Annotated in this window: 18 protein-coding genes; 2 read left to right on the top strand and 16 right to left on the bottom strand. The window is 32.5% G+C overall.

Translation table 11 applies throughout. The annotated features are described in order from the left end of the window. Positions 1 to 186 precede the first annotated feature (186 nt). The 12 genes from ytpR to CN946_RS12705 form a co-directional block, all read right to left on the bottom strand. Positions 187 to 792: a YtpR family tRNA-binding protein gene (gene ytpR / locus CN946_RS12650; RefSeq protein WP_098861431.1), complete on the bottom strand. Its 606-nt coding sequence runs from the start codon at positions 790 to 792 to the stop codon at positions 187 to 189. 14 nt (positions 793 to 806) lie between these two features. Next, on the bottom strand, positions 807 to 1,604 hold the full coding sequence (locus CN946_RS12655; protein ID WP_098861432.1) for a DUF1444 family protein: 798 nt from the start codon (positions 1,602 to 1,604) through the stop codon (positions 807 to 809). A 17-nt stretch (positions 1,605 to 1,621) separates the two neighbouring features. Continuing rightward, a complete protein-coding gene (locus CN946_RS12660; protein ID WP_098861433.1) occupies positions 1,622 to 1,939 on the bottom strand; it encodes a thioredoxin family protein in 318 nt (105 codons plus the stop codon). A gap of 71 nt (positions 1,940 to 2,010) precedes the next feature. Further along, positions 2,011 to 2,526, bottom strand: coding sequence for a DUF84 family protein (locus CN946_RS12665; protein WP_098861434.1), 516 nt, complete (start codon positions 2,524 to 2,526; stop codon positions 2,011 to 2,013). A 181-nt stretch (positions 2,527 to 2,707) separates the two neighbouring features. After that, positions 2,708 to 3,580 carry a Cof-type HAD-IIB family hydrolase gene (locus tag CN946_RS12670; RefSeq protein ID WP_098861435.1) on the bottom strand — a complete coding sequence of 291 codons (873 nt, stop codon included), beginning with the start codon at positions 3,578 to 3,580 and terminating at the stop codon, positions 2,708 to 2,710. A 163-nt stretch (positions 3,581 to 3,743) separates the two neighbouring features. After that, a complete protein-coding gene (locus CN946_RS12675) occupies positions 3,744 to 4,529 on the bottom strand; it encodes a DeoR/GlpR family DNA-binding transcription regulator (RefSeq protein ID WP_098861436.1) in 786 nt (261 codons plus the stop codon). Positions 4,530 to 4,555: 26 nt separating this feature from the next. Beyond that, on the bottom strand, positions 4,556 to 5,569 hold the full coding sequence (locus CN946_RS12680; RefSeq protein WP_098861437.1) for an ABC transporter ATP-binding protein: 1,014 nt from the start codon (positions 5,567 to 5,569) through the stop codon (positions 4,556 to 4,558). Then, positions 5,566 to 6,435, bottom strand: a complete 870-nt coding sequence (locus CN946_RS12685; RefSeq protein WP_098861438.1) for an ABC transporter permease — start codon at positions 6,433 to 6,435, stop codon at positions 5,566 to 5,568. Before CN946_RS12685 ends, CN946_RS12680 begins: the two co-directional genes overlap by 4 nt. Next, positions 6,432 to 7,196, bottom strand: a complete 765-nt coding sequence (locus CN946_RS12690) for an ABC transporter permease (RefSeq protein WP_483295391.1) — start codon at positions 7,194 to 7,196, stop codon at positions 6,432 to 6,434. The genes CN946_RS12685 and CN946_RS12690 overlap by 4 nt, the downstream gene beginning before the upstream one ends. Positions 7,197 to 7,365: 169 nt before the next feature. After that, entirely contained in the window at positions 7,366 to 8,202 is an 837-nt protein-coding gene (locus CN946_RS12695; RefSeq protein WP_098861440.1) for an alkaline phosphatase family protein, read from the bottom strand. After that, positions 8,192 to 9,304 carry an ABC transporter substrate-binding protein gene (locus CN946_RS12700; protein WP_098861441.1) on the bottom strand — a complete coding sequence of 371 codons (1,113 nt, stop codon included), beginning with the start codon at positions 9,302 to 9,304 and terminating at the stop codon, positions 8,192 to 8,194. Before CN946_RS12700 ends, CN946_RS12695 begins: the two co-directional genes overlap by 11 nt. Positions 9,305 to 9,551: 247 nt before the next feature. Beyond that, positions 9,552 to 10,622 carry a M42 family metallopeptidase gene (locus CN946_RS12705; RefSeq protein ID WP_098861442.1) on the bottom strand — a complete coding sequence of 357 codons (1,071 nt, stop codon included), beginning with the start codon at positions 10,620 to 10,622 and terminating at the stop codon, positions 9,552 to 9,554. A gap of 161 nt (positions 10,623 to 10,783) precedes the next feature. Here CN946_RS12705 and CN946_RS12710 point away from each other — a divergent pair, with 161 nt between their 5' ends. Further along, a complete protein-coding gene (locus CN946_RS12710; protein ID WP_098861443.1) occupies positions 10,784 to 11,095 on the top strand; it encodes a PepSY domain-containing protein in 312 nt (103 codons plus the stop codon). A 14-nt stretch (positions 11,096 to 11,109) separates the two neighbouring features. Here the strand turns inward: CN946_RS12710 and CN946_RS12715 are convergent, their stop codons facing one another. Further along, entirely contained in the window at positions 11,110 to 11,952 is an 843-nt protein-coding gene (locus CN946_RS12715; RefSeq protein WP_098861444.1) for a YtnP family quorum-quenching lactonase, read from the bottom strand. A gap of 225 nt (positions 11,953 to 12,177) precedes the next feature. After that, positions 12,178 to 12,819 carry a tRNA (guanosine(46)-N7)-methyltransferase TrmB gene (gene trmB / locus CN946_RS12720; RefSeq protein WP_098861445.1) on the bottom strand — a complete coding sequence of 214 codons (642 nt, stop codon included), beginning with the start codon at positions 12,817 to 12,819 and terminating at the stop codon, positions 12,178 to 12,180. Positions 12,820 to 12,969: 150 nt separating this feature from the next. On the opposite strand from trmB, the gene CN946_RS12725 reads away from it, so the two are divergent. Beyond that, positions 12,970 to 13,248 (top strand): YtzH-like family protein, encoded by a 279-nt coding sequence (locus CN946_RS12725; protein ID WP_098861446.1) that lies wholly within the window; start codon positions 12,970 to 12,972, stop codon positions 13,246 to 13,248. 31 nt (positions 13,249 to 13,279) lie between these two features. Here CN946_RS12725 and CN946_RS12730 read toward each other — a convergent pair whose 3' ends face one another. Beyond that, the gene (locus CN946_RS12730; protein ID WP_176547313.1) at positions 13,280 to 14,068 is read right to left on the bottom strand and encodes a phosphotransferase family protein; all 789 of its coding nucleotides are present in this window, start codon (positions 14,066 to 14,068) and stop codon (positions 13,280 to 13,282) included. Between the two features lie 140 nt (positions 14,069 to 14,208). Beyond that, the gene (gene pulA, locus CN946_RS12735; RefSeq protein WP_098861447.1) at positions 14,209 to 16,374 is read right to left on the bottom strand and encodes a type I pullulanase; all 2,166 of its coding nucleotides are present in this window, start codon (positions 16,372 to 16,374) and stop codon (positions 14,209 to 14,211) included. Between the last annotated feature and the right edge of the window lie 104 nt (positions 16,375 to 16,478).

Here is a 16,478-nt window from a genome sequence, read left to right on the forward strand (position 1 = left end):
ACCATGTGACATAATGACAAAAAACACATTATTATTACAAATTGCGCTAGTTCAATCATATTTCGATATCAAATATATAATTTAATCAAATTAATATTAAAATAATAATTCTTTTATTGAAAAACAAAAAAAATACTAGACCAATTAATGGCCTAGCATTTATACGAAATATATATTATTTATTATTTAGTTAAAAAAAGCTTTTCCCACTTCAGCATCAGCTTCTAGAACTAAGATTCCTTTTTCTTGTGGAGCGTCAGGTAGATCAAGTTCACGTGCAGAGCAAATCATACCGAATGAATCCACTCCACGTAGATTAGCATCCTTAATGACTAATCCTGATGGCATTACTGCACCAACTTTTGCAACAACAACCTTTTGTCCTTGTTCAACATTCGGTGCACCACAAACAATTTGTAATGTCTCTGTTCCAACGTCAACTTTGCAAATATTTAATTTATCAGCATTTGGATGTTTTTCTTTTTCGATTACATATCCAATAACGAATTTAGGTGAAAGGTCTAATACTAATGTATCTTTAAATCCTTCTTTTGCTAGTAATTCATTTACCGTATTAACAATGTGTTCAGTAATCGTAACGATACCATTTTCTTGAACATCTACATAAGTAGATGCCTCAAACACATTAATAGCAACTGTTTCATTCGTAACTGCACTATATACGCGTGCAATATTCCCTTTTCGTTCAGCTTTACGATCTTCTGATGGAATTTGTTTTAATGTAATTAATAGCGTATCGCCGATTCCTTCTTTGTTATAAAAAATATTCACTGATTTCTTCCTCTCTATTGCTTCTTTTGTTTCCCTAAAATAAAAACTGGCATTAGCTTCTCATTTTTGAAAGCAAATGACAATGATGTAATTGGTATTTTCCCACTTGCAAAGAAACTCATATTCATTTGCGCCATTATATCATAACCTATGTTATTTCGAATGTCAGCAAGGATTAGTACATCTCCATGAGGAATTCCTACTAATAATTCACCTATTACATTTGATTGAATTTCTTTTATAAAAGTACTGTTTAGTACTCTACTAGCATCGTATCCATCATTTGTACGTACAAAATAAAAAGTATTATCTGCAACAATATCTTCTTTTACTTGAACAGGCATTTTTCTTAGATTAAATACAGCAATAGAATGGAGTTGCTCTTTTGTATAACCTGACTTTGCTAATAATTTTTCATCGATAAGTTGATACGTTTTTTCTGAATCAATAGCATAGTAAATTCTAGTTTCTGCAGTATGCTCATCAGTTACAAATAAATTTCCTTCTTCTTTTTCTGTCGGAAACGATGTAGCTCGAATAACTGGTCGAATTTGTTCTTCAAGAAATACAGTTTCAGAGTGCATAGCAGAAAGTGCTTCTTTTATATAATAAATTAATTCATTAAATGCCTCTTCACCTTCAGCCTCATACTTTGCTACTGCACTATTTAAAGAGACACTCATCCCTTTATTACTTTCAATCCCTTCAATTCGAAGGTCTTCTTTTTCACGATCATAGATAAAACGCCAATCTTCATTCCCAAGGCGGTTTTCTATCATTTTTTTTAAGTCTAGTGTTGTTTTTTTAGCCAATTGTTTTACCTACCTTATTAGCCTCTTAATCCCTCAAGAAACTCTTCTACTTGTTCTTTTGTTTTACGATCCTTATTTACATAACGACCAATTTCATCACCATTATTAAACGCTACAAAGCTTGGTATGCCAAAGATATCTAGATTTTGGCATACCTCAATAAATTGGTCACGATCTACATAATAAAACGTAAAATCTTTATTTTCATCAATTATTTCTTGAAAAAACATATCTAAAAATCTGCAATCTGGGCACCAATCTGCTGAAAATTGGAAAACCACTTTTTCTCCTTGTTTCGCTTGTTCAAATTGTTCAACTGATGTAATTTTTTCCATTCTTTTTCCCTCGCTTAATTCATTTTCTTTTATTTTATCTTATTTTTATCGATATGCAAAAAGGATGCCTCTCAATTGTTTTCTTGTTTTCGTTTCTTGAATTCATATTGTCCAAATAGTAATTCACAAATATGTTCAAAGATTTCAGTCCTAGTAATTCGGCCATTTGTAAATACCCCTACTGCCCCTTCTTTACTACGTATATCTTTTTCATTTGTATATCGTTCCATTAATACTGAAAGCTCAGTTCCATTTCTTAGCTCATGTATAAATTCGCTAGGTAATAAAATTTTTGCTCCGCTTGCTAGTATTACTTCATTTTCATATACAAGTGCTCCCCAGTTACAGAGGAAGAGTCGATCACCCTCAATAATGACACCGCCTTCCAAACCAATGCCAATATCAGATTTCCCCTCATTTTTCGCATTAAGTGCTCGATTAATCGCACCTTCCATCGTTTCATGATCTGTCATCGGTTGGTTTGAAACATTTGATGGAACTTTTAGTCCCTCAACTTTAAACTCATTAAATACTTTTTGTACCGCTCCTACTTTTGTCGGGTTTAAAGAACCTATTGTTATTTTCATTGCTGTAACACCAATCCCTAGTCTAATGTTTTATTAAGATATTTAAATATATTTTTAATATACAATAAAAAAGATACTTTCAAAATGAAAGCATCTTCCTATACATAAATTAACGACATTATTCTATTTACTCGATCAATCATTGCCTCATTAAATACGTAAAATCCTCTTTTTAAAACATTTATCTTTGAACTACAAAAGTATCTATATATCGATAAATAGCATGAGCAACACCATTTTTATCATTTTTTAGAGTTGTCTCTTTACAAATTGCTTTGATATCTTCTTTTGCATTACCCATTGCAACACTATATCCTACTTTTTCGAACATCGATATATCATTATTACTATCTCCAATAGCCATAGCCTGATCTAGTGAACCATTCAATAAAAATACTAATTTTTCTAATGCCAATCCTTTTGATGCAAAACGACTCGTAATTTCGATATTATGCTCTGCTGAAGACACAACCATTAACTCTTTACATTTATTAAATCGATTTCTAGCTTCAGCTAATTTTTTTGTATCAAACGTACAAACTAAAATATTATTCACTTCTTCATTTCGTTGTAATATTTCATGATAATGATCAACTAAAACATACCCAAACTGATCGAATTGTCTTTCAGCAACATTAACTAGTTCTTTCATTTCTGTATCTAAATCGGCTCTTTTAAGGCTATTAATCTCATTTTGAAACCTCTCTCTTCTTTCTTTAAGAGCATAAATGCTTTTATCTGTAAAAATTTCAAAATAATAGTTACGTTCATCAAGCCACTTTAAAATCTGCTCAACATTAGTTTTTGAAATTGTTATTGATGAGATACATTCTCCGTTTTTAGAATGGATTGTTGCTCCGTTTGTTCCGATTACATATGGTGATAGCATAGATTCTTCACAAATTTTTTGAACGTCAAAATACGCTCGACCCGTTGAAATGACTATTTCAATTCCATTTTCTTCGGCGATTTTAATTGCATTAATATTTTCTTCACTAATTCCATTCTCATTATTTAATAATGTTCCATCTAAATCTATTGCAATGAAGCTCATTGATTATATCCCCTTTAATCCATTATGCTTTTCATTTAGTTTAATAGTGTTCAAAAATTGGATATTACTTAAAATTGCATGCTTAAGAAGGACAATAACAGTTCATTCATTACGTTGTTGTCCATTTAACATAAAAGAATAATCATTATATGGCCCGTCGTATTTAATTTGCTTGAATCCATTTGATTTCTTCTAATTTTGCATGCTCCTTCCATTCTTCTGGAAATGAATGATCACACACGATTACATCAACTTTTACAAGAGAACAAACTTTACAAAATGTATCTACACCAATTTTTGAGTAATCTGTTAATAAAATCACTTGCTTGGATACTTCCACCATTTTTCGAGATACTAAAGTTTCGTGTAAATGATAATTGCTAACACCATTTTGAGATGAAACACCACCCGCTGAAATAAATGCCTTATCAATATTAAATTGACTTAGTAATTGTTCTGTAATACTTCCACTTATTGACTGTTGCTTTGGATCAACAATCCCACCAAGTAATAATATTTGTCCGGTAAACTTATTTTGATTTAATGACTCTGTTAACAAGGAAGATACCGGTAAAGAATTAGTCAATATCGTAATGTCTTTTTTATTTTCAATACATTGAGCAAATTCAAGCATTGTTGTGCCAACATCAATTGCAATTACATCCCCATTTGAAATTAGATCTATAGCTTTTTTACCAATTTTTACTTTTGCTTCCTTATTGACAGTCGTTCGCTGCGTAAAAGGGGGTTCTTCATTTTGATAAACTGTTTTTATTGCTCCACCATACACCTTTTTTAACAGACCCTTTTCCTCTAATATCATTAAATCTCGACGAATCGTTTCTTCTGACACATTAAATTGTTCAACTAATTCGACAACTTTAACTTTTCCTTTTTTATTAAGTTCTTTTAAAATCTCGTTTTTTCTTTCCTCAGGTAAAACAGACATTTTAATCCTCCAGAAACTTTAGTAATTTATAAAATAACGCATTCTTCCTTTGGTACGATAATGTTAACATGTGCACCTTGCTGGAACATTTCTCCTCGGTGGTTAAGATTATCTACTAGAAATGAAGATTCTTCGGTTTCAACTTCGTATCTTAATACATTACCAGTCATAGTAACATCTGTAATAATCCCTTTAATTCCCCAGTTTCGTTGTAAATCCATACTGTCACCATCTAATGCTACTAACTTTAATACTTCAGGTCGTATAGCTACATCATTACCAACTAATTCATTACTACGAACAAGTTTATTGAAAACGTCCATCTCATAAACATTATAATTTCCGATGAATTTTGCTACGAACTTATTCACTGGTGTTGTATAGATTTCTGAAGGCGTACCTGCTTGTACTACATCTCCATTATTCATCACAAAAATCCGATCGGACATTGTCATTGCTTCTTCTTGATCATGTGTAACAAAAATAGTTGTAATGTCTAATTCTTGCTGTATTCTTTTTAGTTCTTTTTGTAAGCTTTTTCTTATTTTTGCATCTAAGGCACTTAACGGTTCATCCAATAGTAGTACTTTTGGTTCCATGACTAGTGCTCGAGCTAAAGCAACTCTTTGTTGTTGTCCTCCTGATAATTGGTGAGGGTATGATTCTTCTTTACCAATTAAATCAACTAGTTCAATCATCTTTTTTACTTTCGCATGAATATTTTTAGCTTTTTTCATTTTTAGACCATAGGCAATATTTTCAAATACTGTCATATTTGGAAAAAGTGCGTAAGACTGAAATACCATACCTACTTCACGTTGGCGTGGAGGTAAATTAGTTATGTTTTTTCCATCAATTAATATATTTCCTACCTCGACGTCTTCAAGTCCAGCAATAGAACGTAATAAAGTACTTTTCCCGCATCCGCTTTGACCTAGAAGCGTTACGAATTCACCTTTATTAAATTTTAAGGAAATATTATTTAAAACGACTTGATTTTGATATTTTTTAGTCACTTGATCAATATTTACATAACTCATTTAACTTCACCTTCTATTGCTGTATTTTTTAAATGACTTTGTTTTTTTAAAATAGACCACCTTTTATTTAACACAACAGGAGTTTTTTTAGTTCTAAACGAGAGTTTTAAGACAGTTCCGGTTAAGAGCATAATCACCAAATAATAAGTAATAACGATGGCACTTGTTAAATGTCCACTGCTATTTAATTTATCGACAAGATATATTTGCAGTGTCTCAAATCTTCCTCCTACTAGTAAATTAGCAAAAGCAAATTCACTAAATAAAAGAGCCACAGATAATAAACTTGAAACTAATATTCCAGATAATATATTAGGAAGTACAACAGTTCGAAATGCTTGAAATTTAGTTGCACCAAGTAATTCTGCTGCATCTACAAGTTGAATGGCATTTAATGTTCTAAGACTATTACGGATACCTTGATACATAAATGGCAGAATCGTTACAAAGTAAGCTCCGACTAATATCCATGGAGTACCTGCAATTTGGAATGGGCCATCAGAATATAGCTTGATTAACCCAACAGCTCCTACAATAGGTGGAATTCCATATGGAAGCATCGCAATCGCTTGGAGAATTCCTTCGAATTTACTAAAATATACCGTTATGATAAAGATTGTTGGGAGCATGATTGAAACACTAAGAAAGACAGTTATGACAATTAAAAATAATGTTCGTTGAAAAGCATCAAAAAATCGTCCATCTTGAAATAATTCAATATACCAATTTAATGTATAACTTTCAGGTAAGATTGTATGATCCCATTTATGTGCAATTGAAAATAAAAATGTACCGACTAATGGAATTAATAAATAGATTACAAGTAATCCTACAATCACTTTAAAAAACGTCGATGAAAATTTCATCGTAAATCCCTCCTAATGCGACGCATCATTCTTTCATTAACCCACATCGCTCCAATCATAGTTGCTGCTAGGAGGACTCCTAGTGCACTACCTAATTGTGGTTTTAATGTAACATCACTTGCGACAAGTGAGGCAATTTGCAATGACAATAAATTATAATTGCTACCAACTAATGCGTAGGCCGTTGCATAAGCCCCCATAGCGTTCGCAAATAAAATACTAAAAGTCCCTACTATACTTGGTAAAAGCACTGGAATTCCGATTCTTAGCCAAAATGATCTAGTTGATCCTCCTAATAAAGCAGACGCTTCTTTCCATTGTTGTTTTATTCCTTGAAACGAAGGATAAATCAACAATATCGCTAGAGGAATTTGGAAATAAATATAGACAAGGATCAGTCCGGTCCATGAATATAAATTAAAATTAGAAAATAAATCCCAGCCGAGTTTTGCAAAAAGCAAAGTAAACAATCCGTTGTTTCCAAGTAAAATAATATAAGAGAAAGAAAGAGGGACTCCTTCAAAATTTGAAGTCATATTAGCAATCATTAATAGACGATTTTGTATTTTGCGTGAAAACTTTGTAAAAGAATAAGCCATGACAACAGCTATTAGGATCGAAAAAACTGCCGAAATAATAGAAATGACGATACTATTTTTAATAGCTTGTAAGTAAAACTTACTTTTAAATATCGTTATATATTGATTAATAGTAAGATGCTTTCCATCATCAGCATAAAAGCCATTCTTAATCATTGCCATCAATGGCCCTATTTCAAAACCAATTACAAACAATACAAATGGCAATAAAAGAGCTAATAAGTAAATCTTATGTTTTTTTATTTTTTGCAAAAATTCTCGCTCCCTTAAATTCTTTAAACATTAGAGAATCGGTGACTAAACCAATTCTCTTTCCCTTAAAATCTTCATTTCAATAAACTTCATGTATTTCCTTATATCCGGGTAATCGATAAGAAATCATCTTATTTGATGGCTCGATATTTAAGAGTTCACAAACAAGAGGTGCAAAAGCCAACTGAGGAATTACTTGATCGTAAACACCAGGCTCAACTTTTGGACTGATGATAAACAATGGTACATCACGTTCACCTGCTGTTATTCCACCATGATTTCCAGTTTCACTCATTCCATGATCAGATGTTATTATTATGTGATAACCTTCTGACATCCAAATTGGAAGAAGTTGCGCTAACAAGCTACCTATTTTTAAAATTTGTTCACGATATTCTTTCGATTCCGAACCATATTTTTCTCCTTTAACATCTACACCTAAAGGGTGTATGTACAAAAAGTTGGGATCATATTTTCTACGTAAAGTTTCTGCATCCGCAAAAACGTGACAATCTGGATAGTCATCATCCCAATAGAATTTCCCATATTGAATCGCTTTAGAGATATCATCTTGTTCTCGATCTTCAATAAAATTAAATGGTGCTCGATTATATAACTCACTTACCCAGTAATAAGATACCGCTCCGTTTCTCAATCCATTTTCCTTTGTAAGTTGAAAAATACTTTTTTCATTAGATAAACGTACTGCTTGATTCGATGTAATTCCATTTACAGATGATGGTGTTCCAGTCAATAACACTTCATATAAAGGACGAGAAAGACTAGGAAGCTCCGATTTCATTTTATATAGTGATGCTTGATTTAATTCAACTAAATGTTGAAGATATCCAAGAGCTTCACAAGCTTTGTCATATCTCATACCATCAACAACAATAGCGATAACTTTATTTGACATTTACTAACACCTCTTCTTGCCAGATTTGTGGTAAAGTTTTTGCAGTATTTTCCCAAGCTTTAAAATCTCTAATCGGTTTTGCATTTTTGTACTGCTCTTTTGGAATCATTTTTTCAGCTACATCTTTTGGAAGTACTACGTCACGAATAGGACGAGCAAATCCTTTTGCTAAATTTATTTGTCCTTCATCGCTTAAAATATATTCTCTTGTAGCCATAGCTGCATAAGGATGTTTAGCATATTTATTAATAATAGTTGAGTATCCACTAACCACTGATCCATCACTAGGTATAGATACGTCAAATTGTTTGCGGTTTATAGCTTCAGCATACCCAAGCCCGTTAAAGTCCCAAACAAGCGCTACTTCAACCTCTCCTTTTTCAATGTTTGCTGGCTTAGCATCTGTTAAGCTTAAACGACCTTGCTTTGCTAGCTTTTTAAAAAAGTCGATTCCTGGTTGGATATTTTTTTCATCCCCGCCATATGCAATAGCTGCAGCAAGTACAGCCATTTGGTTCTGAGTGCCACGTTGAACATCTCCAACTGTTACTTTATATTTTCCCTTTAAAATATCGTCCCAAGATTTAGGAGGTGTTTTTACTAATTCCTTATTTGTCATAAAAGAAATAGTTCCTTGATATCCAACTACCCAGTCTCCATTATCATCCTTTGCCCAATCAGGAATCTCGTCCCAGTAAGATGTTTTGTAAGGAATTGTTAAATTCTTTTGTTCTGCGATTGGACCAAAAGACATTCCAACATCCCCAATATCCGCTGTAGCATTTTCTTTTTCAGATTCCATTTTTGCAATCTCTTCTGCACTAGATAAATCCGTATCAATATGTTTTAAATTATAATTTTCATTAACTTCATTCCAAGTTTCACCCCAGTTAGCCCATGAATCAGGCATACCAACACTATTAATTTCACCTTCTTTTTTTGCTTTTGCTTCAATTTCATTAAGAGTTAATGAATTTGGATTTAATACTGCTTTACTTTTCGAATCCACAGCTTTTCCGCATGCTGTTAGTCCTAGAACTGTCATACCTATAACGACAACTTGCACTGCCTTGTAACTTTTCTTCTTAAATTCAGTTTTCATTTTAAATCTCCTCACATCAATGTGGTTTATTTAACGTTTATTACTGTTTATTACGTTTTTATCATAAAACAACATCGTAAAACCCACATTAACTGCATGTTAAGAATTTATTAATAACATTAATGTAAAGAAGAGTTAAGGTTCTAGGGGATTGATAAGAAAAGATGTGAGTGTAGGGGTTGGGAAAGGCAGGTAAGATTTTTCAAAAAAAAAAGAAGCCTCTTTTTAAGGCTTCTTTCTTACTTTCTTAATAATTACGTAATGTTTCAACAGTCGTTTTATCAGTCGCTTTAACTAGCTTAACAAGTAATTCCTTTGCAGCTAAATAATCATCAACATGAATAATTGACGCCGCAGTGTGAATATAACGAGAGCATATACCAATTACAGCAGATGGTACGCCATCGTTTGAAACATGTACTCGTCCAGCATCTGTTCCACCTTGTGAAACAAAATATTGGTAAGGAATTTTATTCGTTTCTGCAGTATCTAAAATAAATTCACGGATTCCTTTATGAGTAACCATCGTGCGGTCTAAAATTCGTAATAAAACACCTTTACCTAATTGACCGAACTCGGATTTCGATCCTGACATATCATTAGCTGGGCTTGCATCTAATGCGTAAAAGATATCCGGTTTAATCATATTTGCAGCTGTTTGTGCCCCTCTTAGTCCAACTTCTTCTTGTACAGTAGCACCTGAATATAAAATATTTGGTAATGTTTCGTTTTGAACTTCTTTTAATAATTCAATCGCAAGTCCACAACCGTAACGGTTATCCCAAGCTTTTGCCATGATTTTTTTCTCATTAGCCATAGGAGTGAACGGACATACCGGTACAATTTGTTGACCAGGACGAATGCCAATTTTTAGTGCATCTTCTTTGTTATCTGCACCAATATCGATTAGCATATTTTTCATATCCATTGGTCTAGCTCTTAACTCATCGCTTAATAAATGCGGTGGAATTGAACCAATAACTCCAATAACAGGTCCTTGATCTGTCATTACTTGAACTCTTTGAGCAAGTAATACTTGGTTCCACCAGCCACCTAGTGGTTGAAATCTTAGCATTCCGTTTTCTGTAATTTGAGTAACCATGAAACCAACTTCATCCATATGACCTGCCACCATTACAGTAGGTCCATCTTCAGTTCCACGTTTAACTCCAAAAATACTTCCTAAACGATCTTGCACAATCTCATTTGTATATTTTTCAAGTTCTTTTCTCATGAAGTGACGAACTTCATGCTCAAATCCTGGTGCACCTTGTAATTCTGTTAAAAATTTAAAAAGCTGTAGAGTGTCTTGATTCATAATTAAAGTTCCTCTCTGTACAAATCGTATCTTCTTTTTTTATTTTATCTAAAAATAACACATAATACCAATGCTAACCGTTGAAATGTTGCCCCGGTTTGACTAAGATAAGTAGTAGAATATTTTTTCAAGCGCATAATACATAAATAGAGGTGGTACAAATGAAACTTAAACGCGTCTTAATTGGCTTAGGTCTAGGTGTTGCTGGTGGACTATATTTACAAAAAAAATTATCTTCACAATATATTCCAGCAGAAAAAGCATTAAAAACAATTAAACCGGTATTTCTTTCATATGGTAATGTAACTGGAACTTGGATTCATTCAGAACCAAAGTGGGCAGATTTACCTGATTATGAAGGTGATGTTTATGAAGGTGGTTTCACAGTAGTAGAATCAGATAATGATACTACAAGCTATTCATTCATTATTAATGCTGTAAATGGTGAGCTAATTTCTGCTCAAATTGTTTAACAACAATAGCCAAATTATTTGGAGCGTTCGATCGACTGTAATACTTGTCCTTCTGCGCTCCATTTTATTGCTCTAAATACATCGTCATGATAGAACGTAAACCAAGATTTTTTTTGCAAACCAAAATTAACCCATTTTTCTTTTGCATAAATAGATGTCATTGGGTAATCATCATATGCCATAACCCATAATGGTGACTGATGTGCATGAGTAGGCATTAAATCCCCCATATGCAATAATAGCTCATCTTCCGTTTCTATTTTTATAATACTGTGCCCATCGCTATGTCCACCTGTATGAATAATTGTTATTTCATCTGTTAAAGAATATTCTTTTTCAAATGCAATTACTTGGTCCTGAATTGCTTCCCAATTTTCTTTCCAATATGTATTACTTGAACGAATATTCGGATTTCTCATTTCATCCCATTCAATTTGAGATGTAATAATTTTTGCATTCGAAAATACAGATTTGAATTCACCATTTTCTAATTTAGTTAATCCACTTGCATGATCAAAATGCAAATGTGTCATAATGACATAATCAATATCGTCTAGTTTTAATCCGTGCTTCGCTAATGATTCTTCTAACGCTGAATCCTCGGTAACGCCAAAATTTCTTTTCTGCTTCTCATTTAATTTATTAACACCGATGCCACTATCAATGATCATGTTTAAACCATTTGTTTGAATAAATACCGGGTCAGTACGTAAAGGAATTTGGTTTTTCTCATTAACAATATATTTTTTTGACCAAAGCGCCTTTGGAACAACTCCAAACATTGCTCCACCATCTAAATGGGTATTTCCTCCAGTAAGCCACTGAATTGTACAAGTTCCAATTTTCAACTGTTCCATACTTATCCCCCTTCTTTTTTACTCGACTTAAATATTATACCACTTTTACGAATTTACTGAATATTTAAGAGCAGGAATAGGCAAAAGAAAGGGAACAGTAGTGAATATGAAATGAAAATTCGTTTTAGATTGCCTAAAAATAAACAATCATATTAAATTTCCGTGTGTTGTAGCAAAATAAAAAAGACTACCCTGGAAATATATCACGATAGTCTTTTGATTAAATTAGTTTCTATAAGCAGCTTCAACTCGGTAAATACGGTTACCTTTTGAAGAAAACTTTTCTTCATATTCAGTCATAATATTTCCTTCAAAATCACTATTATGAAGATCTAAACTTAAGAAATGCATTGTCATTCCGTAGTTTGCCATACTCATGATTGAAAACTCGAATAAATCTTGATTATCTGTTTTAAAATGAATTTCCCCATCATTTTTCAAGATTTGTTGATACATATTTAAAAATGTTTTATATGTTAATCGACGTTTTTCATGTCGAACCTTTGGCCATGGATCAGAAAAGTTTAAATATACTCGATCTATTTCTCCGTCTTCAAAGAAATCCGTTAATTTTTGAGCATCTACATTTAAAAGCTTTAAGTTTGGAACTTCAGCTTCAATTAATTTATCTAATGCATCAGAAATTACACTTGTATATTTCTCAATGCCGATATAGTTAATATGAGGATTGGCTTGAGCCATACCGACCATAAAACGACCTCTACCCGTACCGACTTCGATATGAATTGGTTGATCATTTTGGAAAACTTCTTTCCATTTCCCTTTTTGCTCTGACGGATTTGGAATTACATATTGAACATTTTGTTTAACTTGATCTGCCGCACCTGGCTTATGTCTTAATCTCATAAGATTTTACTCCCTCTCGATTTTGCAATTTATATTTACTCAAAGAAAAAACCAAGCACGATGGCACTCGGTTATTCACGTATAGTATAAAATCATTTCTTGTAACACAAACTATTTCAAGTGTACTTAATAAAAAAAGGATGTGAATTTATGCCTTTAAATCATGAACATCAATTAACAATTTTACGAGATATACTAATGAATCACCAATCTGACTGTTGTGGAACTGTATCAGAATGTGAGCAATTAGAAAGACTTGTTCAATCCTTATTAACAAACGACCAAATAACAGATGATGTAAAAAGCATGTTAAATGACGTTTATTATTATAGTCAGTCTGGAAAGTATTCTGCGGATTTAGATCAGCACATTACAAGCCACCAAAATCAACTCTCTCAATGGGTGACTGATTTCAATACTTATTCTTAATCTATATGACAATTTCCGAGGAAATTTTTATTTAAGCTAATATCTTCTCTAGCAGGCTCTTCATTTTTTGAGTCTGCTTTTCATTTTCACGAAGAGTATACCATTTAATCCAAATGATTGTTTGAGCGACTACATACCAAGTCATTCGGTTTAATAGGTCTTCAGTAAATTTTATTCCATAATTTCGAAGCCATTTGTCCCAATCGTTCTGTTCTACATAAGTGAATAAAAACATGCCCAAATCAAATGCTTTATCAGCAATGATTGCCTCATCCCAATCGATTAAATATAAATTATTCGACTCTGTAAGCAACCAATTATGATGATTTAAATCACTATGACAAACGACTAAATCCTCTGGATCAAAAGATGGCATATTTTCCTCTAAATATTCGATGCCTTTTACAATTATCTGGCTTTGGGTAAATTCTTCAGTAAGATTGCCTACAATTGTTTGCAGTAATTCCTGAGGTTCTAATGGATTAATCCCTAGCTTCGTTAACATATACAACAATTCTTTGGAAGAATGGAGACGATATAAAAATTGCGCAACCCCTTTCGCAGAGAGCTCATAGGGTTCTAAACTACGTGCTATCACCCACTCTTGTGCAGTAAGTACATCACCATTTTCTAGTCTTCTAGTCCAAACTAATTTTGGAACAAAGCCAGCTGCTGATAAAACTGCCAAAAAAGGAGAAGAATTTCGTTTTAGAAATAATCTCTTATCATTATTTTCTGCTATATACGCTTCACCAGTAAATCCACCGGCTGGCGAGATTGTCCATTCTTTTCCGAGTATTTCTTGTATATGATTATCCATTGTTCTTCCGTTCCTTGTTGTTATATATGTTTGTATTTAAAATTATTTTATTACAAAAAGAAAGATAGCCTATTACAATCAGCTGTAATAAGCCATCTTTTACAAGTTTACATTGTTTAATTAGAATCTGCAAGTAGTTGCTAGTATTTTACTAATACAACAGTCGAAAGTGATGGCATTGGTAATTTATTACAATCCACTTTCATCCCTTTATTAACATAATGATTATGACCATCCCATATAAATTCCCAATTGTCTTCTTCATTTCCTAAATCAATATAAATATCAGTTAGACCATTATGAAATAACACCATTATTTCTTTAACTTGGTCGATTTCTTCTAATCCGCTAATTCGGTACCCAATCAGATCTCGATGAATATTGACTGGCGTTACATACTTTTCTATTTCTTCTTTTAAAGAAAAACGGAAACTATTAAAGCGCTTTCGAATTGCTATAAATTCTTTAACAATTTCAATCGATGAAGCTTCACGTTCTGCTCTTGCCCAATCAATGCTATTTATTGTGTCGCCTGAATTATAACTGTTTTCGATCCCCTTTTTTGTTCGAAAAAACTCCTGGCCACTATGCAGAAACGGTACACCAAACGAAAATAATACAATACTTGTTCCAAGTAAATGCCTTTTCTTTAGAATTTCTTCATTTTCTTTCTGATTGGAAAGCTTTAATCTGTCCCACATAGTGTGATTATCATGTGATTCAACATAATTTATCGATTGATATGGCTCTTTAAATAAATTTACTTGTTTATTAATCCCAACGCTACCTAAAAGTAAATCGGACAAGTAATCATTATGAATATTATTGCCTTGTATAAACCCTATTTCTTGAAATGAAAAAGTACTTCCTTTTATTCCATCGCGAAATTTGTCATTAAAAAACCCAACCATTGATAGTTGATGACTTTGGTTTATTGTTGCTTTTCGAGAAGATGGATTTAATGATGTATTTAAATCCCAACCTTCTCCAAAAATGATTATTTCTGGTTTTAAGATTGTCAGTTCTGTTACAATTTCATTCATTGTATCCGTATCCAATATTCCCATTAAATCAAACCTAAACCCATCGATGTCATATTCTTTAGTCCAATATTTTATTGATTGCAGAATAAATCGTCTAGCCATCAATCTTTCAGATGCAAAGTCATTCCCTACTCCTGTTCCATTCGATGGTAAACCACGTTCATCTTGTCTGAAATAATATCCTGGTACAATTTTTTCGAATTGGCTAGTTTGTAATTCAAAAACATGATTGTAAACAACATCCATAATAATCCGTAAACCATGTTCATGATAAACTGAAATAAGTTTCTTTAATTCATTTATTCTTTCAATTGGTTCATTTGGTTTTAAACTATAACTACCTTCTGGTGCATTGAAATTCAATGGATTGTAGCCCCAATTATAGCTCTGGAAAGGGTTATTTTCATCTATTCCTTCAAAATCAAAAAATGGTAATAATTCAATATGTGTAACTCCTAGCTTGCATATATAATCCAAACCTGTTGAAAAATCATTGTACATCGTATCTTTTTCATGAAATCCTTGAAATGATCCCTTTTTTTGAATCCCGCTTAGTGGATGTGAAGTAAAATCTCGAATACTGACTTCATAAATAATACAATCCGTATACTTACTTGGTGGTGTACTATTTACCTTACTAACTTTGCTACTCTTCGATAAATCAATTACTACACTATGTTTACCATTTATAGTAACTGCTTTTGCATAAGGATCGACTGCTTCTCGCCAAATCAGATTCACACATACTAAAAAATTATAAACTAAACCGTCACAATCACGGTCGATTACTGCTTTCCATGTCCCTTTTTCTTCTCGTTCCATAGATATTTCAGTAAACTTTTCTTCTTCACCGTATTCTTGATAAATTCTTAACTTAACCTTAGAAGCAGTAGGTGCCCATATTTTAAATTGTGTAGATTTACTTGTGTAAACCGCACCTAAATCCTCTCCATCATAGGCATATTTTTCATCAAAGTCCTTCGAACGAATAACTCCACCTACTTGTAAATCTGTGCGAATACCAAATTCATCTTCAATCTCATACTTTTTTTCTAACAACAGGACTTCAGTAGTCAAAACAGTATATTTAAAAAATCTATCAAACTCTATTCGAGATACGACAGGAAGCCTAGTTTTCCGACCATCCTCTTCAATTAGTTCAAAATATGACTGCACTGTATGTTTGTTCGATTTGGGAATAATCATTGTTATTTCTTGAAATCCATCTATATAAGCTTCAAAAGCCCTTTTAATATGAAACAACGCTATTCACCATCCAGACTATAAATTTAAAACTTTTACATAAAAACTACGCATTTTCGTAATTTATTAAAACGATATGATTAGTATATTCACAAAGAGTTAAA

Source organism: Bacillus sp. AFS053548 (genome assembly GCF_002575105.1).
Classification (GTDB): domain Bacteria; phylum Bacillota; class Bacilli; order Bacillales; family Bacillaceae_G; genus Gottfriedia.

What these genes read in the sequence shown, in the direction of transcription:
- CN946_RS12680 (WP_098861437.1), bottom strand. Translation starts at nt 5,569, where the DNA reads ATGAGTTATGTAAATATTGATCAAGTGACTAAAAAATATCAAAATCAA.
- trmB (WP_098861445.1), bottom strand. Translation starts at nt 12,819, where the DNA reads ATGAGATTAAGACATAAGCCAGGTGCGGCAGATCAAGTTAAACAAAAT.
- CN946_RS12725 (WP_098861446.1), top strand. Translation starts at nt 12,970, where the DNA reads ATGCCTTTAAATCATGAACATCAATTAACAATTTTACGAGATATACTA.
- CN946_RS12660 (WP_098861433.1), bottom strand. Translation starts at nt 1,939, where the DNA reads ATGGAAAAAATTACATCAGTTGAACAATTTGAACAAGCGAAACAAGGA.
- CN946_RS12690 (WP_483295391.1), bottom strand. Translation starts at nt 7,196, where the DNA reads ATGGCAATGATTAAGAATGGCTTTTATGCTGATGATGGAAAGCATCTT.
- CN946_RS12730 (WP_176547313.1), bottom strand. Translation starts at nt 14,068, where the DNA reads ATGGATAATCATATACAAGAAATACTCGGAAAAGAATGGACAATCTCG.
- CN946_RS12685 (WP_098861438.1), bottom strand. Translation starts at nt 6,435, where the DNA reads ATGAAATTTTCATCGACGTTTTTTAAAGTGATTGTAGGATTACTTGTA.
- CN946_RS12665 (WP_098861434.1), bottom strand. Translation starts at nt 2,526, where the DNA reads ATGAAAATAACAATAGGTTCTTTAAACCCGACAAAAGTAGGAGCGGTA.
- CN946_RS12675 (WP_098861436.1), bottom strand. Translation starts at nt 4,529, where the DNA reads ATGTCTGTTTTACCTGAGGAAAGAAAAAACGAGATTTTAAAAGAACTT.
- CN946_RS12715 (WP_098861444.1), bottom strand. Translation starts at nt 11,952, where the DNA reads ATGGAACAGTTGAAAATTGGAACTTGTACAATTCAGTGGCTTACTGGA.
- CN946_RS12700 (WP_098861441.1), bottom strand. Translation starts at nt 9,304, where the DNA reads ATGAAAACTGAATTTAAGAAGAAAAGTTACAAGGCAGTGCAAGTTGTC.
- CN946_RS12695 (WP_098861440.1), bottom strand. Translation starts at nt 8,202, where the DNA reads ATGTCAAATAAAGTTATCGCTATTGTTGTTGATGGTATGAGATATGAC.
- CN946_RS12705 (WP_098861442.1), bottom strand. Translation starts at nt 10,622, where the DNA reads ATGAATCAAGACACTCTACAGCTTTTTAAATTTTTAACAGAATTACAA.
- CN946_RS12670 (WP_098861435.1), bottom strand. Translation starts at nt 3,580, where the DNA reads ATGAGCTTCATTGCAATAGATTTAGATGGAACATTATTAAATAATGAG.
- CN946_RS12710 (WP_098861443.1), top strand. Translation starts at nt 10,784, where the DNA reads ATGAAACTTAAACGCGTCTTAATTGGCTTAGGTCTAGGTGTTGCTGGT.